We start from the raw sequence: 19,455 nt of genomic DNA, 5'->3' as shown, positions 1-19,455 counted from the left end.
ATGGCGACATGGCGCGCGCCATGGGTGGCGCGCTCAACCGTCACTTGCCAAGAATTTCCTGTTCTTTCTGGGCGGCGACGGCATCGGCTTCCTTGATCACATCATCGGTCAGCTTCTGCACCTCGGTTTCGCCGCGCTTGCGATCGTCCTCGGAAATTTCCTTCTTGTTCTCATCGGCCTTGAGGTTGTCCATCCCGTCACGCCGCACATTGCGGATCGCGATCCGGGCCTTTTCGGCATAGGAATGCGCCAGCTTGGCCAGTTCCTTGCGGCGTTCCTCGGTAAGATCCGGGATCGGCAGACGGATAGTGTTGCCATCGTTGATCGGGTTGAGCCCAAGCCCGGCCGAACGGATCGCCTTTTCCACCGGGGTCACGTTCGATTTATCCCAGACCTGCACAGAAAGCATGCGCGGTTCAGGCGCAGAAACGGTCGCAACCTGGCTGAGCGGCATCTGGCTGCCGTAAACCTCTACCGTGATCGGATCGAGCAGGCCGGTGTTGGCCCGGCCGGTGCGCAGGCCGTTCAGATCGCTGCGGAGCGAATCCACCGCGCCCTTCATTCTGCGCTCAAGATCGGCCTTGTCATATTTGGCCATGCCCTTACCCCTTTTTCACAAGTGTCTGCGTTCCCTCGCCGCGCAGCACCTTGGCCAGGTTGCCCTTTTCGCGGATCGAGAAGACGACGATCGGTATGTTGTTATCACGGCACAGCGCCACGGCGCTGGCATCCATAACTTTCAGGTTCTGTGCCAGAACCGTATCATAATCGACTGAATCATAACGTTTGGCTGCGGGATTGGTTTTGGGATCGCTGTCATAAATCCCATCTACTGACGTGCCCTTGAGCAGCGCATCGCACTGCATTTCAGCCGCGCGCAAAGCCGCCCCGCTATCGGTGGTGAAATAGGGCGCGCCAACGCCTGCGGCAAAGATAACCACCCGGCCTTTTTCAAGGTGCCGTTCGGCCCGGCGGCGGATCACCGGCTCACAGACCTTGTCCATCTCAACCGCGCTTTGCACCCTGGTATGGACGCCGATCTGTTCAAGCGCGTTCTGCATTGCCAGCGCATTCATCACGGTGGCCAGCATGCCCATGTAATCAGCCTGGGCCCGGTCCATCCCCTTGGCCGCGCCGGCCATCCCGCGAAAGATATTACCGCCGCCAATCACCAGACAGATATCCAGCCCGGTTTCCTGCGCCGCCTTCACTTCCTTGGCCAGCTCTGCCACGAATTCGGGATCGATCCCGAACTGCTGGTTGCCCATCAGCACTTCGCCCGAAAGCTTTAGAAGGATGCGTTTGTAGGCGGGTTTCGGCATGGGGTGTTGCATCGCTCTCGAAGGGTTTGAGCGGCCTTATACCGATGGCATGGCAATGCCAAGAACTGCACGGCGAATTCATATGGAAAGGGCGCAAGCATCGCTGCCTACGCCCTTTTCGATATTCACAGCGAAGAGCTCAGCTCAAGCCGGCGGCCGCTGCAACTTCGGCCGCGAAATCGGTCTCAACCTTTTCGATGCCTTCGCCCAGCTGAAAGCGGACATAGTCCGTCAGCACGATCTTGGTGCCTGCGGCCTTGCCGGCCTGCTCGACGACCTGGGCGATCGGGGTCTTGTTGTCCATCACGAACACCTGGCTAAGCAGCGCGTTGTCCTTGGCGAATTTCGCGGCGGCGCCATCGGCGCGCTTGGCGAGGATGTCGTCCGGGATCTGCTTGCCGCTCGTGGTGGCTTCCTCGACGGCCTTTTCCAGCGCAATCTTGCGCTCACGCGCCAGCACTTCGGGATCGAGATCATCAGCCGAAAGCGCCTGCGGGAAAGCCGCGGCGATGTGCATCGCGATCTGCTTGCCAAGCGGCTCGAGCACATCGGCACCGGCTTCGGATTCAAGCGCAACCAGCACGCCAATCTTGCCGAGCATCGGCGCGGCGGCATTGTGCATATAGGGCACGACCAGACCGGCAGAAACCGAAACAGTCTTCATTCGGCGGACCTGCTGGTTTTCACCGATGGTCGCAACGTTGGCGGTCAGGGTATCAGCCACGGTGCCGCCACCCGGATAGGCCGATGCCTTCAGCGCATCGACATCGTCCGAGCCGGCGCCGAGCGCGACTTCGGTGGTCTTGCGCACGAAATCCTGAAACTGATCGTTCTTGGCGACGAAATCGGTTTCCGAGTTCACTTCGACAGCAACGCCCTTCGTCCCGGAAACGGCCACGCCAACCAGGCCTTCAGCCGCTGTACGGCTGGACTTCTTGGCGACGGCGGCAAGGCCCTTGGCCCGCAGCAAATCCACTGCAGTTTCCATATCGCCATTGGTTTCGTCCAAGGCCTTCTTGCAATCCATCATGCCGGCGCCGGTGCGCTCACGCAGGTTCTTTACGTCAGTGGCAGTGTAAGCCATCGGACTTGTCCTTCTTGAATTAGACTGGTGGCCAGGGCCATTGGCCCCGGCACACAACAGTTTTGTTATCAGGCCTCAGGCCTCGGCTGCGGGTTCTTCAGCAGCTGCTACTTCAGCAACCGGAGCTTCTTCGACAGCCGGAGTTTCCTCAGCGGCAGGTGCTTCTTCGGCAACCGGGGCTGCTTCAACAGCGGAAGCTTCTTCAGCAACCGGTGCTTCAACCAGCGCGATTTCAACCGGAGCAACTTCCAGTGCGCCAACATCAACGCCCGAATCGATAACGCCATCCTGGCGGCCCTTGGTCGCAGCAGCGGCAACGGCATCGCAATACAGCCGCACAGCGCGGCTGGCATCGTCATTCGCCGGGATCGGGAAGGCAATGCCATCAGGCGAAACGTTCGAATCGAGGATCGCCACAACCGGAATACCCAGCACGTTGGCTTCCTTGATTGCCAGCTCTTCCTTGTTGGCATCGATCACGAACATCACGTCGGGAATACCGCCCATATCGCGGATGCCGCCCAGCGAAAGCTCCAGCTTGTCGCGTTCGCGGGTCAGCTGAAGGACTTCCTTCTTGGTCAGGCCGGCAGTATCACCCGAAAGCTGTTCTTCCAGCGTCTTCATGCGCTTGATCGAACCCGAAATGGTCTTCCAGTTGGTCAGCATGCCGCCCAGCCAGCGGTGGTTGACGAAGTGCTGACCGCACTGGCGCGCGGACTGGGCAATCGGTTCCTGCGCCTGGCGCTTGGTACCTACAAACAACACCTTTCCGCCAGCGCGGACAGTGGCGTCGATGAATTCCAACGCGCGGGCGAACAACGGCACGGTCTGCGACAGATCAAGGATGTGAACCCCATTGCGGGCGCCGAAGATGTACGGCTTCATCCGCGGGTTCCAGCGGTGGGTCTGGTGGCCGAAGTGTGCGCCGGCCTCAATCAATTGCTGCATGGTTACGACGGGAGCCGCCATAAGAAATTCCTTCCGGTTCAACCTCTGGGATGCTGGAACCGTGCGGTATTGGCCCGCTGCGGCACCGGTATGCAAGTCGCATCCCATGTGGATTTGCCTGTGGCGCAGCGGTGTGCTGAACCATGCAGGCTGCGCGCCCATAGCCGCGCCATTGCGCAAAATCCAGCAGAGTTTTGGTAAAAAGTTGCCGCCGGTCTAATTCGCCGCTTGACATACGGAACATATCAAGAACATATGGCGACAGGAGAACAAACTGGAAACGGTATAGTTCATCCACGGTCTATCCACAAGTCTGTACACAGGCAGCAGAAAAGGAACGCATGATGTTCACGGTTGAATTTGCACTGTTGCTGGCTGTTTCGGGATTGATCGCGTTTGGATCGCTGATCGGATCGGTCAGGGCGGCTTTGCCACGGGTTTCCGCAATCCGTCAGGCATTGGATAGCGCGCCGCAAACCCGCGAGCTGCGCTATACAATCCGTGAAGTGATCGTGATCCGCAACAGCAATGTAATTGCGCTGCCGATCAGGCCGGCTCGGATCCCGGCGCCGCTGCGCGCTGCCGCTTGAACCGTGCAAACAGGATTGTCCCCACTGGCAGCAAGGCCAGATAGACAGCACTGATCCCGATAAGCGTCCACCACGGTTCGGCGATCAAGCCCGCCGCAGTCAATCCAACCAGCAATATCAGCGCCAGACGCAGGCTTTTGCGTGGGCGCAATTTCCCCCAGCTCAGCGTCGCAAGGCTGGAAATCATCAAAAAGGCCATCGCCACCAACCACAGACTGACCAGCCATGGATCGCGGAACTGGGCGTTGTCCGATACCATCCACAAATACATCGGCAAGAACACCAACCCTGCCCCGGCCGGCGCAGGAACCCCGGTAAAGAACCCTGCAGCCTTACGCGGCTCATCCGCCAGATCGATCCGGGCGTTGAACCGGGCCAGCCGCAGTGCGCAGGCAATCGCATAGGCCAGCGCTGCAAACCAGCCGATCCGGGGCAATTGTTCCAGCGACCACAAAAACAGGATCAATGCCGGAGCCACCCCGAACGAGACATTGTCGGCCAGACTATCCAGCTCTGCGCCAAACCGCGATTGCGCCTTGAGCAGCCGCGCTATTCGCCCATCAAGCCCATCAAGCATGCCTGCGACCACGATCGCCAGCACCGCCTTGTCAAAATCGCCGGTGATCGCGAACCGGATCCCCGTTAGCCCGGCGCACAGTGCCGCAGCCGTAATTGCATTGGGCACCATGGCCCGCAGGGTCAGCCCGCCAGCGCGAGGACCATCATTGCTCACTGACGCACACCCTCGATCAGCATGGCTGCGCCCAATTCGGCCAGCACGGTTTCACCGGCAATCGTGCGCTGCCCGATCAGCACCTTGGGCTCTGTCCCGGCGGGCAGATAGACATCAACCCGGCTGCCAAACCGGATCAGGCCGATCCGCTGACCGGCCGCAACCATATCGCCCGGTTTGACAAACGGCACGATCCGCCGCGCAATCAACCCGGCAATCTGGGTAAAGGCAATCGCCCGGCCATCGGCGCGTTCGATCAACAGATGCTGGCGCTCATTTTCTTCACTGGCTTTGTCGAGACTGGCGTTCACCATACTTCCGGCAATATAGACCACCCTGCGTACCGTGCCGCCAATCGGCGCGCGGTTGATGTGGACATCGAACACGCTCATGAAAATCGAGATCCGGGTCATCGGCGCATTGGGCAAGCCGGGCTGGCCAGTGCCATCGTCCTGGACCAGTTCGCGCGGCGGATCGACCTGCCGGATCAGCGTGATCAGGCCATCGGCCGGGGCAACCACCAAATTATCGCCCAGCGGCGTAACCCGCTTTGGATCGCGGAAAAAAGCGCCGATTGCCGGGACCAGCGCGGCAAGCGGCCAGGCCAGCGTTTCCCACGCCATCCAGGCGCAGCCGGCCGCCACAATCGCAGCAATCAGCATGAATTTGCGGCCTTCGGGGTGCGTTGAAGGCCAGCCCCAGCTGGCTTCACCGCGGCCGCGATTGTCAAGAATATCACCAGCCATCAGGCGGCCTTCCGCACAAAAACGGTTCCGGCCGAATAGCCCGCACCGAAGGAACAGATCACACCCACATCGCCGGCCACCAGATCTTCGCTGTTCTGGTGGAATGCGATGATCGAGCCTGCGCTGGAGGTATTGCCATAGGTATCCAGCACGGTCGGGCTTTCATCCTCGCTGGCTTCATGGCCCAGCACGCGCTGCGATATCAACCGGTTCATCCCCTGGTTGGCCTGATGCAGCCACAACCGACGCAGCCCGGCCGGGTCAATCCCCAACGCCCCGGCATGATCGGCGATCATTGCCGATACCATCGGCACCACTTCCTTGAAAACCTTGCGGCCTTCCTGGATAAACAGCTTGTCAGGCGCACCGATAGTCTCGGGCGAAGCACAGTTGAGGAAACCGAAATTGTTGCGGATGTTGTTCGAATAGACCGTCTTCAACCGGGTTCCGACGATATCCCAGTGCGCCGCTGGGGCCATATCCTTGGACTCCACCAGAACGGCCGTGGCCACATCACCAAAGATGAAATGGCTATCGCGGTTGCGCATATTGTTGTGGCCGGTGCAAATCTCAGGGCTGATTACCAGCACCGAACGGGCATTACCCGATCGGACAAAATCGGCCGCAGTCTGGATCCCGAACGTTGCCGAAGAACAGGCGACATTCATGTCAAAGGCGAAGCCTTCGATTCCCAGAGCTTCCTGAATTTCAATCGCCATGGCTGGATAAGGCCGCTGCATATTTGATGCTGCACACAGCACTGCATCAACGTCTTTCGGATCGCGCCCGGCCCGCGCCAGCGCATCACGCGCAGCCGCCACGCCCATTTCAGCCATCACCGAAATGTCCTCGTTCGGCCGCTCTGGCCAACGCGGAACCATTACTTCGGGATCAAGCAGCGAAGCCTTGCTCATCACGAAACGCGATTTGACGCCGCTGGCCTTCTCGATGAATTCAACCGAGCTGAGCGCCAATTCGGCCACGCTGCCTTCAGCTATTTGCGCCGCGTGATCGGCATTGTAGCCTTGCGCATAGGCATTGTAGCAGGTGACCAGCTCTTCGTTGCTGATCGAATCCGGCGGGGTGAAAAGGCCGGTGGCGGAAATAACAGGGGTGATAGCGCTCATAGCCGGGTGCTCTACCGCTGGGCAGCCCCGCCCGCAAGCCATTCGCCCCCATTCCCCCATTGACACCACGCGCGCGCTTCGGCATTGGCGCGCTTCCTCGGCCGGATGCCCCTATTGTGGGCAGCATACATCGGGGCAACCCGACACCGGCAAGCTGGTGTGGACAGGTGGCCGAGTGGTTAATGGCAGCAGACTGTAAATCTGCCCGCGAGAGCGTACGCTGGTTCGAATCCAGCCCTGTCCACCACCCAGCTTCATCCCTTGCCCCCGGCCCTTCGCGCTGGCAGGGAAGCGCCATGCACAAGGACAATCACTCATGACCCGCCGCCCCGAAGACAAACCATCGCGCGCGCTGCGCGGCCGCGCCGGGCGGATGAAGGGCGGGCGCGGATCTGGCCGTGCCAGCACCGGTGCCGTGCGGCTGTGGGGCCGCCATGCGGTAGAAGCCGCTTTGCTCAACCCTGAGCGCAATCACCGCAAATTGTGGGCGACCCGCGAAGGCGTGGCCAGCCTTGATGGCGAACTGCCCAGCGATTTTTCGGTTGAATGGGCATCGGCAGCCGATCTGGCCCGGCTGGTCGCGCGCGATGCGCCGCACCAGGGGCTGGTGCTGGATTGCGATGGGCTGGAAGATGTGTTCATCGATCAGGTGCTGGATGGCGATCCGGCCCGCCCGCTGGTGGTTCTGGATCAGGTTACCGATCCGCACAATGTTGGCGCGATCATGCGTTCTGCGGCGGCCTTTGGTGCGGCTGCGATCATCACCCAGGATCGCCATTCTCCGCCCGAATCGGGCACCTTGGCCAAAAGCGCATCGGGCGCGCTGGAGACCGTGCCGTGGGTCCGCGTGGTCAACCTGGCCCGCGCACTCGAAGAAATTGCCGAGGCCGGATATTGGCGGATCGGGCTGGCCGGGACCGGAAAATCAACTTTGGCAGAGGCATTGCCAGCCGGGCCGGTCGCGCTGGTGCTGGGGGCTGAAGGCGATGGGATGCGTCACAATATCACCCAGCACTGCGATGCAATTGCCCGCCTGCCGATCAGCAGCGCGATCGAAAGTCTCAACGTTTCCAATGCCGCAGCAATCGCGCTATACGCTGCTGCAACTCGCACCTGACGCCCATTACCTTATCGGGGATTTGCTTCATGACCATGCCGCTCAACCTGCGCCGGATCGCCGCTGCCGGATTTGCCGCCGTGCTCTCGCTTGCGCTGGCGGCATGTTTTGTTTTGCCCGGCAAATTCGCTGAGACGCTGGATCTGCGCAAGGACGGCCGCTTTACCTATAGCTACAAGGGCGAAATCCTGGTGCTGGGGCTGACCAAGCTGATGGACATGGCCAAAATGGGCGAAGCGGGTCAACCAGCATTCGAACCTACCACCTGCTTCGATGAGAAGAAGGGTGAGGAGCGTGAGTGCACCAAGGCTGAAATCGCGGAACAAAAGGCCGTCTGGGAGGAAGACCAGAAAAACGCAGCCAAGAGCGAAAAAGAACGCGGCGATGCGATGACGATGCTGATGGGCGGGATTGATCCGAACGACCCCAAGGCCGGCGAAGAGCTGGCGGCGCGGCTGCGCAAGCAGGCCGGATGGCGCACTGTTACCTACAAGGGCGATGGGGTCTATGAGGTTGATTTTACGATCTCATCCCGGCTCGATCATGATTTTGCGTTCCCTTCGATTGAGCGGATGGCTGCGGTTACGCCGTTTCTGGTAATCAATCGCCGCGCCGATGGAACGGTCCGGATCAACTCACCGATCATGGAAGACAACAGCGGCGCGGGCGCAAAAAGCCTTGGCATGGGCAGCCTTGCCGCGGGGATGGCCGCTTCAGGCGATGATGGCAAAAACCTGCCAGGTATCCCAAAATTTGACGGCACCTTCACCCTGACCTCCGACGCCGCAATCCTGGCCAACAACACCGAAGACGGCCCCAAAGTCGATCCGGCCGGCCAGCGGCTGGAATGGAAAATGAACATCCAGAACCCGGCCGCGCCGATGGCCTTGCTGCAACTGGCAAAGTGATCAAGGCTTGCGCCGCTTTGGAGCAGGCGCAGCGGCAGGGACAACAACCGGCGGCGGGGCATCGGGATCGGTGACAGTCGCTTCAATCGTAAGCACCATCAACCGACGCACGGGTTTGCCCGCAGCGTCGGTATAGGGCGCGAATACAGCGCCATGACTGCAAGGGTTGCCGGGAGATTCGACCGGCTCGGCCACCCCATTCAATGTAAACTTGCATTCACTAACTGTGCCATCGGCTTCGATGATGAAAGACTGCACACGCTTGAACGGCGCGCCCAGACTTACAGGCATCTTATTGTCGGGAATGACCCACCGGAATCGGCTGGACCATGATCCTGTGGTGGGCTTGCCCTTGGCATCAACAGCGGGCGTGAACAATCCGCGCTCGGCCATCAAGCGGCACGTCGTTTCATCAAGGCGTGAATGGCCGCTTGATGAAGTTACATCGCAGCGCGAAACCTTGCCTGTCGTGTCGATTGTCAACCGAAAGGCGGTTGTGCCCAGCTCACCCGCCCTCAGCGATTCTGCGGGATAATCGTCGTTGGTAGCCCAGGTTCCAGGATTTTCAGCCGGCATCGCCACGCGCGCTTTGGTTGAGCTTGGCGGCTTGGGTATCGGCGGTGGTGCCGGCGGCGGATAGTAAACCGGCGGCGGCGCGGGCACTGGGCTGGCCTGCGGCGTCCAGTTGCCCTGGGCCTGCGCTGGTGCGGCGGTGACGGTAACGCCACCGATCAGAATTCCAGCCATTACCAAACGCATGCGCGACTCCCCTCAAGCGATAGTTCCAAACTAGCACCCCGCTCATGCTGCACAAGCACTTGTCCGCTGCGCCCGGCAAACCTAAGGCGGCAAGACCATGTCTGACACCTCTTCCCCCCTCGCCCAGCCGTTTCCTGCAATGCCGCCGATAGCCGGGGTCACGCTGCGTGTGGCGCGCGCCGGCTACAAGGACTGGGCCAAGGAACACGATCGCTGTGATCTGACCTATGCCGAACTGGCCGAGGGCACCGCGGTGGCCGGGGTGTTCACCCGCAATGTCTGTTGTTCCAGCGAGGTCGAACTTGGCCGCGACAATATCAAGCAGGGCCGGGCGCGGGCCTTGGTGGTCAATGCCGGCAATTCAAACGCCTTCACCGGCTATCGCGGGCGCGAGGCGGTGGAAGCGATCATGGGGCAAGTGGCGGGTGCGCTTGGCTGCCCGCAAGAGCAGGTCTTCGTCTCCTCCACCGGGGTGATCGGGGTGCCCCTGCCCAAGGACAAGGCGCAGGCCGGGATCAAGGCCGCGCTGCTGGCCGATGCTTGCGGCTGGGAAGATGCCGCAAACACCATCGGGACCACTGATACATTTGCCAAGGGCGCCATGGCCACCGCGGTGGTTGATGGCAAAACCATCACGCTGTGCGCAATCATCAAGGGCAGCGGGATGATCGCGCCCGATATGGCGACCATGCTGGGCTACATCTTCACCGATTGCGCAGTGGCCCCGGCGTTTCTGCAGCAATTGCTGAGCGCGGCCAACAAGAACACTTTCAACTGCATCACCGTGGATAGCGATACTTCAACCAGCGATAGCGTGCTGGCCTTTGCCACCGGCGCGGCTGGCAATGCCGTGCTCGGATCGTTTGACAGCCCCGGCGCCGATGCTTTCGCCGCCGCGCTGCACGATGTCTGCCGCCAACTGGCCCATCTGGTAGTGCGCGATGGTGAAGGCGCGCAAAAGTTCATCGCGGTTTCAGTTACCGGCGCGGTTTCGGACGAAAGCGCGCGGGTAATTGGCCTGGCCGTGGCCAACTCGCCGCTGGTCAAAACCGCGATTGCCGGTGAGGACGCCAATTGGGGCCGGGTTGTGATGGCCGTGGGCAAGGCCGGCGAACCGGCTGATCGTGATCGGCTCTCGATCGGATTTGGCGGCACCTGGTGCGCCCGCGAAGGCCAGCCGCTGGCGGATTATGACGAAGCCCCGGTTGCCGCCCACCTTCAGGGCCGCGATATCAGCATCGAGGTTGATCTGGGCATCGGCGAAGGCCGCGCCACCGTGTGGACCTGCGATCTGACCCACGGTTATATCTCGATCAACGCGGATTACCGGAGTTGACGATTGGGCTGACCGGGCCGGTGTCCGCAATCCTGCAGCAAGCGTCAAACCGCGCAATCATGCCGCGCTATCAGTCGCTCAGCGCCGATCAGATCGATGCCAAGGCGGCTGATGATGTTGTAACAATTGCTGACAAGGAGGCCGAACTGATCTTGGCCGAGGGCCTTGCCAGTCTGCTGCCCGAAGCGGCAATCGTGGGCGAGGAAGCCGCCCATGCCGATCCTGCCCTGCTAAACCGGCTGGGCGACGCGCTGTGCTGGATCATCGATCCGATCGACGGAACCAACAATTATGCCGCCGGAAAGCCGCCGTTCGGGGTTATGGTTGCGCTATCGCAAGCCGGGGAGACGGTGGCCGGGTGGATCTATGATCCGCTGAGCGGGCGGTTGGCCCACGCCCACCACGGCGCTGGCGCGTTCATCGGCGAAGATCGGATTACGGCACAAACCACCGGAGCACAGCCGCCCATCGCCGCGATCAGCCTGGTCTTCATGGACCCTGCAAAACGCCAGGCAATGAAGGACCATATCGCCCCGCACTATACCCTCACCGATATTCCGCGCTGCGCCGCAGAACAATATCCCCGGCTGGTGCTGGGGGTGAACGATTGCTCGATCTTTGAACGCACTTTGGCCTGGGATCATGCTGCCGGCGTGCTGTTTGTGAATGAAGCCGGCGGCATGGCGGCGCGGCCCGATGGGCGGGCCTACCGGGTAGATGAAGCACACCTGCCGGGGTTGATCGGCGCGGCCAGCCCGCAGTTGTGGGAGGAACTGGCCTTCAGGTTGGCGGCGGTTTAGGGCCTGCCCGTTACCCAACGATCCGCAGTGTGATCGGCAATCAGCGGCCCGGGCCAGGTTCGGACCAGCGCCAGCACATCATCGGCCGATCCGCTCACCCATTGGTCCCATTCGCCGGGCTCAAGAATAACCGGCATCCGATCATGCACCTGGGCCATCTGGGGCGAGCTATCGGCCATAACCATGGTGTAGCACGGGCCCCATTCGGCAGTGCTGCGCCATAGCCCGGCGACCGCAATCACCTCGCGGTCTGGCAGCGAATACCAGCTGCGGGTCATCTGCCCGGCAGCGCCCTGTGGCTCAGCCCACTGCGTCACCGGGATCAGACAGCGGCGGTGGACAAAGCTGTCACGCCAGAAGCCCGTTTGCAGTTTGTCATCGCGGGCATTGGTAACAGGCTTGGGCTTGAGCGGCTGGCCCTGTTTGCCTTTCAGCACCAGCGGGAACCCCCAGCTCATCGACTGCGCCCGGCCATTGGCCATCACCAGCCCGGGATATCCGGGATAGACTTCAGCCGCGTAGTTGGCCGCAAGATCGGGCTCGACTTCGAATAGCTTGGCCACCTCGGCGGTGCCTTTGGTCATGCGGTAGAGGTTGCACATTGCTAGGTCAGCTTTGCACAGCCGCGCTCGGTCTTACCTCTCCAAGTAAACTCAGCCTTGTAGGGATAGAGATTGTCACTCATCCCATCGCTGCACTCGCCAGCTTCGATTTTGAGCACGATCGGCTTGCCCTGAAGCACCGCCGTAAAGCGAAAAATACCGTCCTTCTGCTCCAAGTTCGCCTTCAGTTCGATGTCCATCACCTCAGGGGTTGAATATCGCAACGTGTCCGGACGAATCTCGAATGACCAGAAGGGCTCAGTACCAAAAGCGTGCCTTGGCAGGACGCTAAGAGTAGGTGGCACAACCAAACTGCTAGGCTTGGCGGTCACTTCGGCGACTTGCGAAGCCAGCACGGTGGCTGCATCACTGGTTGCTTCAACAACAGGCACGCTTGCCGTGCGGTCGCACCCCGCCAACAAGACCAACCCGGCCAGCACCGCGCTACGCATTGCCAACCACCCAGCAGGCCGCCGCGACCAGCAGGCCAAGCGAGCGGTTGGAACGGAACCGCGCAAGGGCATTATCGGCATCGCCATCCTCCAGCGTCAAAACCTGCCAGCCAAGGTGCGCCGCACCGGGCAAAAGCGCAAGCAGCGCCAGTGGATCGGGCCGCAGCAGCCAGACCGCCAGCGCCCACAGCGCAACGGCTCCGGCATAGAACCCCGCCACCCCGGCGCGCAGGTGCTTGCCCAAAGTCAGCGCGCTTGATCCTATCCCGACCATGGCATCGTCCTCGCGGTCCTGGCAGGCATAGATCGTGTCATAGCCCACGCACCACAGCACTGCCCCGGCATAAAGCGCGGCCATCACATCCAGCCGGTCACTGCGCAAAGCCACCCAGCCGACTGGAACGCCCCAGGTGAACACCAGCCCCAGCCAGGCCTGCGGAAAGCCCATGATCCGCTTCATGAACGGATAGGCCGCCACCAAGGCCAGACTGCCCAGCGCCACCAGTTGCGCCTGCCAGCGCAATTGCAGTAGGACCACCAGCCCGATCAGGCACAGCAGCACCAGCCAGCCCCACGCCGCGCGCTTGCTGACCCGGTCACTGGCGACAGGGCGCAGCGCAGTGCGCGCAACCTGCCGGTCCAGATCGGCATCGACGATATCGTTATAGACACACCCCGCCCCGCGCATCGCGATGGAGCCGAGCAGCAGCCATGCCAGCAGCGCCCACTGCCCCTGCCCGCCGGCCAGCAGCAGGCCCCAGGCGCACGGCCAGAACAGCAGCCACCAGCCGATCGGCCGGTCAAACCGGGCCAGCTGGGCATAATCGCGCAGCGGCTGCGGCAAGGCAGCGACAAGTCCTTTATGTTCGGTATCGGGAACGATTTCGACGGGTGCAGACATATTCGCTATCTAGCCGCGCGGTGAAATTCCGCTAGAGCATATCCATGCCCGCCACCCCCGCCTGGCCGCCCAAGAGTACACCGCGACTGTTTGTTGCCCAAGAGCTTGCCGCTGGCGCGCAGCTGACGATTGAGGGACCGCAAGCGCACTACCTCTCGCGCGTCATGCGGATCGCCGCGGGCGATGCAGTGGTGCTGTGCGATGATCTGACCGGTGAATGGGCCGCGCGGGTAGTCGATGCTGGCAAGCGCGAAGTGCAGGTTACTTGCGAGGCATTGCTGCGCCCGCGCGAACAGGTGCCCGATTTCACATTGTGCGCGGCGCTGCTCAAGAAGGATCGGTTCGATCTGGTGCTGGAAAAGGCCTGCGAACTGGGTGTGCGGACCATCCAGCCGGTGTTGACCCGGCGCTGCGTGGCGGACAAGCTCAACCTTGACCGTGCCCGCGCGATCCTGATCGAGGCCGCCGAACAATGTGCCCGCACCGCGCTTCCCCAGATCGCCGCGCCGATCAGACTGGACGCCATGCTGAAACACTGGGACCCGGCCTGCGCGCTGTTCTTTGCTGATGAAAGCGGCGGCGATCCTGCCGTGCAGCGCTTCGCCGCAAATCCCGGCCCGGCCGCCCTCCTCACTGGCCCCGAAGGCGGCTTTGACGCGGCTGAGCGCACCGCCATTCGCGCCGTGTCCCATGCCCACGCGATTACCCTTGGCCCGCGAATTCTGCGCGGTGAAACCGCTGCGATTGCGGGAACTGCATTATGGATGGCAACCTGCGGCGATTGGACGAAAACCAGGGACTAGCACTTAGCCCCCCGGCAACCCTGCCTTAGCCATGACTGCGGCAAAAGGACGGGATGAACTTCGCCGCTCCGTCTCGCATGGTCCGCTGCATTGCGCGCGCGCTGGTTTGGCTTATCGCCATGGTGCTAAGCAGCACGGGTACAGCTGCGCTGGCCGTAACCAACCAGTACACCAATTCGGTCAGCGGTGCGATTGATGATCTGACCTGCGGCGGCGCGCCGCTGATCCGCACTTTCAACGTGACCGGAAACCTTATCATCACCGATGTGGATATCGGCGTAGCGCTTGGCCATACGTTTCGCGCCGATCTGGATGTGACCCTGACCTCTCCGGCCGGCACAGTGGTTTCGCTGATGAACTTTACCGCCGGCGACGGCGACAATCTGTCTGATCTGTTCAACGATGCGGCATTCCAATCGATCACCAACCACAATTCCTTCAGCAATGATTCGGTTGCAGCGGTTCCCCCCTACGCACACTCATTCCAGCCAAGCAGCCCGCTTTCCGCCTTCAATGGCCAGACATCGGCAGGAACCTGGACGCTGACAATCTGCGATGGCGCCGTCGCTGATACCGGCACTTTCACCCGGTCCGATCTTTACATCACCGGCACCACCTTTGCCGATCTTTCGCTGGCGATGTCGCTCAGCAACACGGCTCCGGCTGCCGGCTCAACCGTAACTTACACACTGACCGTCGCCAATTCGGCAAGTTCGATCGATCCAGCGAGCGTGGTAGTCCGCGATGCACTGCCCAGCGGACTGTCGTTTGTGAGCGCAACCGCCACAGCAGGAAGCTACAATTCCTCCACCGGAGACTGGACAGTCGGCAGCTTGGGAATCGGCGCAAATGCATCGCTGACGATCACCGCGATCGTAACCGCCAGCAACGGGACGAGCGTTACCAATACGGCCGAAGTCTATAGCTCATCGGTCGTCGATAGCGATTCAACGCCGAACAACGGGGTCAACGGAGAGGATGATCGGGCAACTGCGACCTTCACCGCCAATGCCACTCGCACCGCCGGAAGTGCACCGACACTGACCTGCGCCGCTGGCACCTCCGTGTTCGACTGGGACAGCGTTTCATGGAACGCCGGGGCTACTTCCAACAGTTACACGCTGACCGGGATCGGCACCGTAAATTTTGGGATCACCAACCCAGGAGTCTTCCTCAATGACAGCGCCTTGGGCGGGCAATCACCAACCCGGCAGTCCGTGATTGCAGGCGGCTATTCGCCAGCTCAGTTCTCGTTGGCCCAGCTCGTCGATATGACCAACACCAGTCAGGTAGTGACCACCACAATCTCGCTGGGAACGGCGGCACAGGGTGCACAATTTCGCCTGTTTGATGTCGACTATGGAGCCGGCCAGTTCGCCGACAAAGTCACCGTTACCGGGTACTTGAACGGCGTAGCTGTGATCCCCACGCTGACCAACGGGATCTCCAATTATGTGATCGGCAACAGCGCCTTTGGCGATGGCACATCCAGCGATCCCCAGGCCAACGGCAACGTGGTGGTGACCTTCACCAGCCCGGTCGACCAGATCGTGATCCAGTATGGCAATCATTCGCTGGCCCCAAGTAATCCCGGCGCACAAGCCATTTCGATCCACGATATCACCCTGTGCCGGCCAGTGCCCAACGTCAACGTAACCAAGATGAGCACCGTCCTTACCGACCCGGTCAACGGAACCACCAATCCCAAGGCAATGCCTGGAGCCAGCATGCGCTACTGCTTGACCATCACCAACGATGGTAGCTCCAGCGCCAGCACGATTGCGCTGAGCGACAGCCTGCCTGGAAATGTAAGCTTTGTGGCTGGCAGCATGCGATCGGGCACCAGCTGCGGCGGCGCTGCGACGCTTGAAGATGACAACGCCGCCGGCGCGGACGAAAGCGATCCGGTTGGCGGATCGATCAGCGGCAGCACCATTTCGGGCAGCGCGCCATCGCTGAACGCTGGTTCCAGCGTGGTTCTGACCTATACCGTTACTATCAACTAGCATCCGAAAATTTCGTTGGCGAAAGCGCCTGCAAAACGATACCTCTCGGCCATGAGCACGAGACAAGTTTCAAATCGCAACGATCCCATAATCGAGAATCGCGATCAATTGATCGCCCCGATGATCAAGGGCGAAAAACCGCCGGAACGGTGGCGGATCGGCACTGAGCATGAAAAGCTGGTCTATTGTACCGGCGATCACCATGCCCCCAGTTATGAAGAGCCGGGCGGGATTCGCGATATGCTGAATTCATTGACCCAGTACGGTTGGGAACCGATAATCGAAGGCGGCAACGTTATTGCGTTAAGCGGTAGCGATGGCGCCGTCAGCCTTGAACCGGCCGGTCAGCTGGAACTTTCAGGCGCGCCGCTGGAAACCCTGCACCAGACCTGCGCCGAAACCGGCCGCCACTTGGATCAGGTCAAGGCAATCGGCGGCAAGACCGGCAAGGGTTTTCTAGGTTTGGGCATGTGGCCCGACAAGACCCGCGATGAACTGCCGATCATGCCCAAGGGCCGCTATGCGATCATGCTGCGGCATATGCCGCGGGTGGGTTCGATGGGCCTCGATATGATGCTTCGGACCTGCACGATCCAGGTCAATCTTGATTACAGCAGCGAGGCTGACATGGTGCAGAAATTCCGCACCTCGCTTGCGCTACAGCCGCTTGCCACAGCGCTGTTTGCCAATTCACCATTTACCGAGAGCAAGCCCAATGGCTTCCTTTCATACCGCAGCCACATCTGGACCGATACCGATCCGCACCGCACCGGCATGCTGGGGTTCGTCTTTGAAGACGGGTTCAGCTATGATCGGTATGTCGAATATATGCTCGACGTGCCGATGTATTTTGTGTTCCGTGACGGCAAATATATCGATGCCGCTGGGCAAAGCTTTCGCGATTTTCTGCAAGGTAAACTCCCCGCCCTCCCCGGTGAGCTGCCAATCGAAAGCGATTGGATCGATCATCTGTCCACCGCGTTTCCGGAAGTGCGGCTCAAAAGCTTTCTTGAAATGCGCGGCGCCGATGGCGGTCCGTGGAACAAGATCTGCGCGTTGCCGGCATTTTGGGTCGGGCTGCTTTATGATCAGCAAGCGCTGGATGCGGCCTGGAATCTGGTCAAAGGCTGGGACATGGAAGGTCGCGAAGCCTTGCGCGCGGCGGTGCCGCGGCTGGGGCTGGATGCGCCAATCCCGGGCGGCGGCACACTGAAAGACATCGCCGCCGATGTGCTGGCGATCAGCCGCGCCGGGTTAAATTCGCGCAATCGGCAGAATTCGATGGGCGATACCGAAGCCGGATTCCTGAACCCGCTCGACGAAATTGTCCGCACCGGCAAGGTTCCGGCCCAGCGCCTGCTCGATAAATATCACGGCGAATGGGGCGGCGATATTGCCCGGGTCTATGAAGAAAGCTTCTAGATGATTGTCGTTGTTGGCCAGTTCCGCTTTCCGGCCGAGCGGATGGATGACGCCCGCCCCGTTATGCGCAAGGTGATCGAAGCGACCCGCGCCGAACAGGGCTGTGTGCAGTACAATTATGGCGAAGACGTGCTTGATCCGGGCCTGATCCGGGTCAGTGAACTATGGCAAAGCCGCAAGCAGCTGGATGCCCACATGCAGATGCCGCACATGGCGCAGTGGCAGCGCGACCGCACGGCACTTGGGCTGAGTGAGCGCGAGATCATGGTCTATGATGCAGACGCAGGGGTTCCGCTTTAGCGCCGCTTCAGTGCCGCCCAGGCCCGGTTGAGCCGGCTGGTGATCAGCCCGTGTTGGTCCATCCAGTCAGAATATTCCCGGTACTTGGGGTCTTCGGCCAGCAGGTGCTTTTCCTCTGTCTTGGCGCGCCAGAAATAAATCGCGCTAACGCAGCCCAGCAAGAACGCGTTGCGGACTGATTCCAGCAATGAATACGGATTGACCACAAAGGGCATGCCCGCACACCACCAGAAAACATTCTTCGCAAGATAGGCTGGATGGCGGGTGTATTTGTATGGGCCGTTGGTCAGAACTCCGCGGTAGGTCAGGTTTGAGAACCGGATACCGAAGGCCATTGTTGCCCAGGCATAAATCGCAGTCAGCACTATCAGCAAGCCGGCCCAGAACCATTGCAGCACCGGAATCTGGGGCAAGATGTGGGCCCAGTTTTCATCGCCAAATCTAAGGCTGTCATGCTGATAGAACAGCGGCCGATCACCAGGGCTCATCTGCTGGAACGGCGGATAACACATCAGCGCGGCCAACCAGCCAGCAAGATAGGGATTGGCCGAGCGGATATGCGCATCAAGCGGCTTGACCGTCAGGATATAGCCGACTGTGCCGATCTGCTCATCGATCACGAACATCAGCGTGATCAGCAGTGTCGCCACGCCAACCGGGCTAAGCAGGCCGGACGAGGAAAGATACAGGCTTGACCAATCGGGCTCTACCAGGTTCTGGAAACCGCCCGGCACAATCATGATCATGAAGGCTGTGAAAAAGCCCTTCACGGCCCAGGCGCGCAGATGGATCCAGACCTTCTCAGGATCATATGCCTCACGCCCGACCAGCATCGCGCCAAAATGCCAGCAACCATCGCGCGGCTCTTTCAGAACACGGTCAAGCCACAACACATAAGGGATTGAAAACAGGAACATTGGCACAATTGCGCTGCCCAGCACCTGCATCGAAATCAGGTAGGGCGGATGCCAATACCACCGCGCCATTGCATAGAGCGCGCCGATCAATGCCCAGGTAGCCCACAGCCCCGCCAGCTTGGTGACCGAAACATCGATCACACTGGCCAAGGGGCGCGGACTATCCCAATCGATCCCGGTCGATGCCCGGCGATGAACCTTGCAGACCAACACTTCCCACAGCACCATCGGTGCGGCACACACGATCAAACCTGTCAGTGCGGCATTTGGCCCGGTCAACCGCTCTGGACGGCTAGGCAGATCGAAGCTGCGCACCAGATCGGGCCAGAAGTGGCAGATCAGTATCCAGCAAGACAGCGCGGCCAACCCAAGCAGGCCGGTTATTGCGGAAACGTCGCTGGTTGGCCGCGGTGCGGACAGGGTTTGGCTCGGTGTCATGACCACCGGGCCATAGCCGAACAGTGGTTAGAGCGTGAAGACATGACATTGTACCATCCTGATTGAGTTGTGGAACCCTGTGGCGAGGCGCGGTGCGCAGCAGGGGCTGATTGCCCCTGCAAGGGCCGCAACGCTGCCCACAGG

Annotated in this window: 21 protein-coding genes and 1 tRNA gene; 10 read left to right on the top strand and 12 right to left on the bottom strand. The window is 60.8% G+C overall.

The features are described from left to right. Nucleotides 1–40: 40 nt before the first annotated feature. From frr to rpsB, 4 genes are all read right to left on the bottom strand, one after another. Nucleotides 41–598, bottom strand: a complete 558-nt coding sequence (gene frr / locus ABL914_RS04295; RefSeq protein WP_391561925.1) for a ribosome recycling factor — start codon at nucleotides 596–598, stop codon at nucleotides 41–43. Nucleotides 599–602: 4 nt separating this feature from the next. Then, entirely contained in the window at nucleotides 603–1,322 is a 720-nt protein-coding gene (pyrH, locus tag ABL914_RS04290) for a UMP kinase (RefSeq protein WP_391561924.1), read from the bottom strand. Nucleotides 1,323–1,461: 139 nt separating this feature from the next. Continuing rightward, nucleotides 1,462–2,406 (bottom strand): translation elongation factor Ts, encoded by a 945-nt coding sequence (tsf, locus tag ABL914_RS04285; protein WP_391561923.1) that lies wholly within the window; start codon nucleotides 2,404–2,406, stop codon nucleotides 1,462–1,464. Nucleotides 2,407–2,481: 75 nt separating this feature from the next. After that, nucleotides 2,482–3,375, bottom strand: coding sequence for a 30S ribosomal protein S2 (gene rpsB / locus ABL914_RS04280; RefSeq protein WP_391561922.1), 894 nt, complete (start codon nucleotides 3,373–3,375; stop codon nucleotides 2,482–2,484). A gap of 323 nt (nucleotides 3,376–3,698) precedes the next feature. Between rpsB and ABL914_RS04275 the strand changes: the two genes are divergently transcribed. Then, a complete protein-coding gene (locus ABL914_RS04275; protein WP_391561921.1) occupies nucleotides 3,699–3,944 on the top strand; it encodes a hypothetical protein in 246 nt (81 codons plus the stop codon). Here ABL914_RS04275 and ABL914_RS04270 read toward each other — a convergent pair. From ABL914_RS04270 to ABL914_RS04260, 3 genes are read right to left on the bottom strand one after another with little or no spacing between them, the layout of a single operon-like run. Beyond that, on the bottom strand, nucleotides 3,901–4,632 hold the full coding sequence (locus ABL914_RS04270) for a CDP-alcohol phosphatidyltransferase family protein (RefSeq protein WP_391561988.1): 732 nt from the start codon (nucleotides 4,630–4,632) through the stop codon (nucleotides 3,901–3,903). The genes ABL914_RS04275 and ABL914_RS04270 overlap by 44 nt on opposite strands. Before the next feature lie 41 nt (nucleotides 4,633–4,673). After that, entirely contained in the window at nucleotides 4,674–5,423 is a 750-nt protein-coding gene (locus ABL914_RS04265) for a phosphatidylserine decarboxylase (protein ID WP_391561920.1), read from the bottom strand. Beyond that, complete coding sequence (locus tag ABL914_RS04260; RefSeq protein WP_391561919.1) at nucleotides 5,423–6,550, bottom strand: beta-ketoacyl-ACP synthase III; 1,128 nt, start codon at nucleotides 6,548–6,550, stop codon at nucleotides 5,423–5,425. The genes ABL914_RS04265 and ABL914_RS04260 overlap by 1 nt, the downstream gene beginning before the upstream one ends. 161 nt (nucleotides 6,551–6,711) lie before the next feature. On the opposite strand from ABL914_RS04260, the gene ABL914_RS04255 reads away from it, so the two are divergent. The 3 genes from ABL914_RS04255 (at nucleotide 6,712) to ABL914_RS04245 (ending at nucleotide 8,575) form a co-directional block, all read left to right on the top strand. After that, nucleotides 6,712–6,797: transfer RNA gene (locus ABL914_RS04255), tRNA-Tyr, on the top strand. A 69-nt stretch (nucleotides 6,798–6,866) separates the two neighbouring features. Continuing rightward, a complete protein-coding gene (rlmB, locus tag ABL914_RS04250; protein ID WP_391561918.1) occupies nucleotides 6,867–7,667 on the top strand; it encodes a 23S rRNA (guanosine(2251)-2'-O)-methyltransferase RlmB in 801 nt (266 codons plus the stop codon). Between the two features lie 29 nt (nucleotides 7,668–7,696). Then, nucleotides 7,697–8,575: a hypothetical protein gene (locus ABL914_RS04245; RefSeq protein ID WP_391561917.1), complete on the top strand. Its 879-nt coding sequence runs from the start codon at nucleotides 7,697–7,699 to the stop codon at nucleotides 8,573–8,575. On the opposite strand, the gene ABL914_RS04240 is transcribed toward ABL914_RS04245, so the two are convergent. Then, on the bottom strand, nucleotides 8,576–9,334 hold the full coding sequence (locus ABL914_RS04240; protein WP_391561916.1) for an energy transducer TonB: 759 nt from the start codon (nucleotides 9,332–9,334) through the stop codon (nucleotides 8,576–8,578). A gap of 97 nt (nucleotides 9,335–9,431) precedes the next feature. On the opposite strand from ABL914_RS04240, the gene argJ reads away from it, so the two are divergent. Next, nucleotides 9,432–10,670 carry a bifunctional glutamate N-acetyltransferase/amino-acid acetyltransferase ArgJ gene (gene argJ / locus ABL914_RS04235; RefSeq protein ID WP_391561915.1) on the top strand — a complete coding sequence of 413 codons (1,239 nt, stop codon included), beginning with the start codon at nucleotides 9,432–9,434 and terminating at the stop codon, nucleotides 10,668–10,670. Next, nucleotides 10,667–11,470, top strand: a complete 804-nt coding sequence (locus ABL914_RS04230) for an inositol monophosphatase family protein (RefSeq protein WP_391561914.1) — start codon at nucleotides 10,667–10,669, stop codon at nucleotides 11,468–11,470. The genes argJ and ABL914_RS04230 overlap by 4 nt, the downstream gene beginning before the upstream one ends. Here ABL914_RS04230 and ABL914_RS04225 read toward each other — a convergent pair. Genes ABL914_RS04225 through ubiA form a run of 3 tightly spaced genes read right to left on the bottom strand, consistent with a single transcriptional unit; the run spans nucleotide 11,467 to nucleotide 13,425 of the window. Then, nucleotides 11,467–12,072 carry an SOS response-associated peptidase gene (locus ABL914_RS04225; RefSeq protein WP_391561913.1) on the bottom strand — a complete coding sequence of 202 codons (606 nt, stop codon included), beginning with the start codon at nucleotides 12,070–12,072 and terminating at the stop codon, nucleotides 11,467–11,469. The genes ABL914_RS04230 and ABL914_RS04225 overlap by 4 nt on opposite strands. A gap of 2 nt (nucleotides 12,073–12,074) precedes the next feature. Next, the gene (locus tag ABL914_RS04220) at nucleotides 12,075–12,524 is read right to left on the bottom strand and encodes a COG3650 family protein (protein ID WP_391561912.1); all 450 of its coding nucleotides are present in this window, start codon (nucleotides 12,522–12,524) and stop codon (nucleotides 12,075–12,077) included. Next, a complete protein-coding gene (ubiA, locus tag ABL914_RS04215; RefSeq protein WP_391561911.1) occupies nucleotides 12,517–13,425 on the bottom strand; it encodes a 4-hydroxybenzoate octaprenyltransferase in 909 nt (302 codons plus the stop codon). The genes ABL914_RS04220 and ubiA overlap by 8 nt, the downstream gene beginning before the upstream one ends. Nucleotides 13,426–13,469: 44 nt before the next feature. Between ubiA and ABL914_RS04210 the strand changes: the two genes are divergently transcribed. The 4 genes from ABL914_RS04210 (at nucleotide 13,470) to ABL914_RS04195 (ending at nucleotide 17,956) form a co-directional block, all read left to right on the top strand. Beyond that, nucleotides 13,470–14,228, top strand: a complete 759-nt coding sequence (locus ABL914_RS04210; protein ID WP_391561910.1) for a 16S rRNA (uracil(1498)-N(3))-methyltransferase — start codon at nucleotides 13,470–13,472, stop codon at nucleotides 14,226–14,228. Between the two features lie 119 nt (nucleotides 14,229–14,347). Next, nucleotides 14,348–16,234: a proprotein convertase P-domain-containing protein gene (locus tag ABL914_RS04205; RefSeq protein WP_391561909.1), complete on the top strand. Its 1,887-nt coding sequence runs from the start codon at nucleotides 14,348–14,350 to the stop codon at nucleotides 16,232–16,234. Between the two features lie 51 nt (nucleotides 16,235–16,285). Further along, entirely contained in the window at nucleotides 16,286–17,656 is a 1,371-nt protein-coding gene (locus ABL914_RS04200; RefSeq protein ID WP_391561908.1) for a glutamate--cysteine ligase, read from the top strand. Then, complete coding sequence (locus ABL914_RS04195; protein WP_391561907.1) at nucleotides 17,657–17,956, top strand: putative quinol monooxygenase; 300 nt, start codon at nucleotides 17,657–17,659, stop codon at nucleotides 17,954–17,956. On the opposite strand, the gene ABL914_RS04190 is transcribed toward ABL914_RS04195, so the two are convergent. Beyond that, entirely contained in the window at nucleotides 17,953–19,311 is a 1,359-nt protein-coding gene (locus ABL914_RS04190; protein ID WP_391561906.1) for a methyltransferase family protein, read from the bottom strand. The two genes, ABL914_RS04195 and ABL914_RS04190, sit on opposite strands and share 4 nt — an antisense overlap. Between the last annotated feature and the right edge of the window lie 144 nt (nucleotides 19,312–19,455).

Source organism: Novosphingobium sp., from assembly GCF_040079535.1.
In the GTDB taxonomy this organism is placed as follows: domain Bacteria; phylum Pseudomonadota; class Alphaproteobacteria; order Sphingomonadales; family Sphingomonadaceae; genus Novosphingobium.
This window is presented reverse-complemented; position numbering and strand designations above follow the sequence as displayed.

Coding starts and splice junctions, on each gene's coding strand:
- frr (WP_391561925.1), bottom strand. CDS start 598: ATGGCCAAATATGACAAGGCCGATCTTGAGCGCAGAATGAAGGGCGCG.
- pyrH (WP_391561924.1), bottom strand. CDS start 1,322: ATGCCGAAACCCGCCTACAAACGCATCCTTCTAAAGCTTTCGGGCGAA.
- tsf (WP_391561923.1), bottom strand. CDS start 2,406: ATGGCTTACACTGCCACTGACGTAAAGAACCTGCGTGAGCGCACCGGC.
- rpsB (WP_391561922.1), bottom strand. CDS start 3,375: ATGGCGGCTCCCGTCGTAACCATGCAGCAATTGATTGAGGCCGGCGCA.
- ABL914_RS04275 (WP_391561921.1), top strand. CDS start 3,699: ATGTTCACGGTTGAATTTGCACTGTTGCTGGCTGTTTCGGGATTGATC.
- ABL914_RS04270 (WP_391561988.1), bottom strand. CDS start 4,632: ATGGTGCCCAATGCAATTACGGCTGCGGCACTGTGCGCCGGGCTAACG.
- ABL914_RS04265 (WP_391561920.1), bottom strand. CDS start 5,423: ATGGCTGGTGATATTCTTGACAATCGCGGCCGCGGTGAAGCCAGCTGG.
- ABL914_RS04260 (WP_391561919.1), bottom strand. CDS start 6,550: ATGAGCGCTATCACCCCTGTTATTTCCGCCACCGGCCTTTTCACCCCG.
- rlmB (WP_391561918.1), top strand. CDS start 6,867: ATGACCCGCCGCCCCGAAGACAAACCATCGCGCGCGCTGCGCGGCCGC.
- ABL914_RS04245 (WP_391561917.1), top strand. CDS start 7,697: ATGACCATGCCGCTCAACCTGCGCCGGATCGCCGCTGCCGGATTTGCC.
- ABL914_RS04240 (WP_391561916.1), bottom strand. CDS start 9,334: ATGCGTTTGGTAATGGCTGGAATTCTGATCGGTGGCGTTACCGTCACC.
- argJ (WP_391561915.1), top strand. CDS start 9,432: ATGTCTGACACCTCTTCCCCCCTCGCCCAGCCGTTTCCTGCAATGCCG.
- ABL914_RS04225 (WP_391561913.1), bottom strand. CDS start 12,072: ATGTGCAACCTCTACCGCATGACCAAAGGCACCGCCGAGGTGGCCAAG.
- ABL914_RS04220 (WP_391561912.1), bottom strand. CDS start 12,524: ATGCGTAGCGCGGTGCTGGCCGGGTTGGTCTTGTTGGCGGGGTGCGAC.
- ubiA (WP_391561911.1), bottom strand. CDS start 13,425: ATGTCTGCACCCGTCGAAATCGTTCCCGATACCGAACATAAAGGACTT.
- ABL914_RS04210 (WP_391561910.1), top strand. CDS start 13,470: ATGCCCGCCACCCCCGCCTGGCCGCCCAAGAGTACACCGCGACTGTTT.
- ABL914_RS04205 (WP_391561909.1), top strand. CDS start 14,348: ATGGTGCTAAGCAGCACGGGTACAGCTGCGCTGGCCGTAACCAACCAG.
- ABL914_RS04200 (WP_391561908.1), top strand. CDS start 16,286: ATGAGCACGAGACAAGTTTCAAATCGCAACGATCCCATAATCGAGAAT.
- ABL914_RS04195 (WP_391561907.1), top strand. CDS start 17,657: ATGATTGTCGTTGTTGGCCAGTTCCGCTTTCCGGCCGAGCGGATGGAT.
- ABL914_RS04190 (WP_391561906.1), bottom strand. CDS start 19,311: ATGACACCGAGCCAAACCCTGTCCGCACCGCGGCCAACCAGCGACGTT.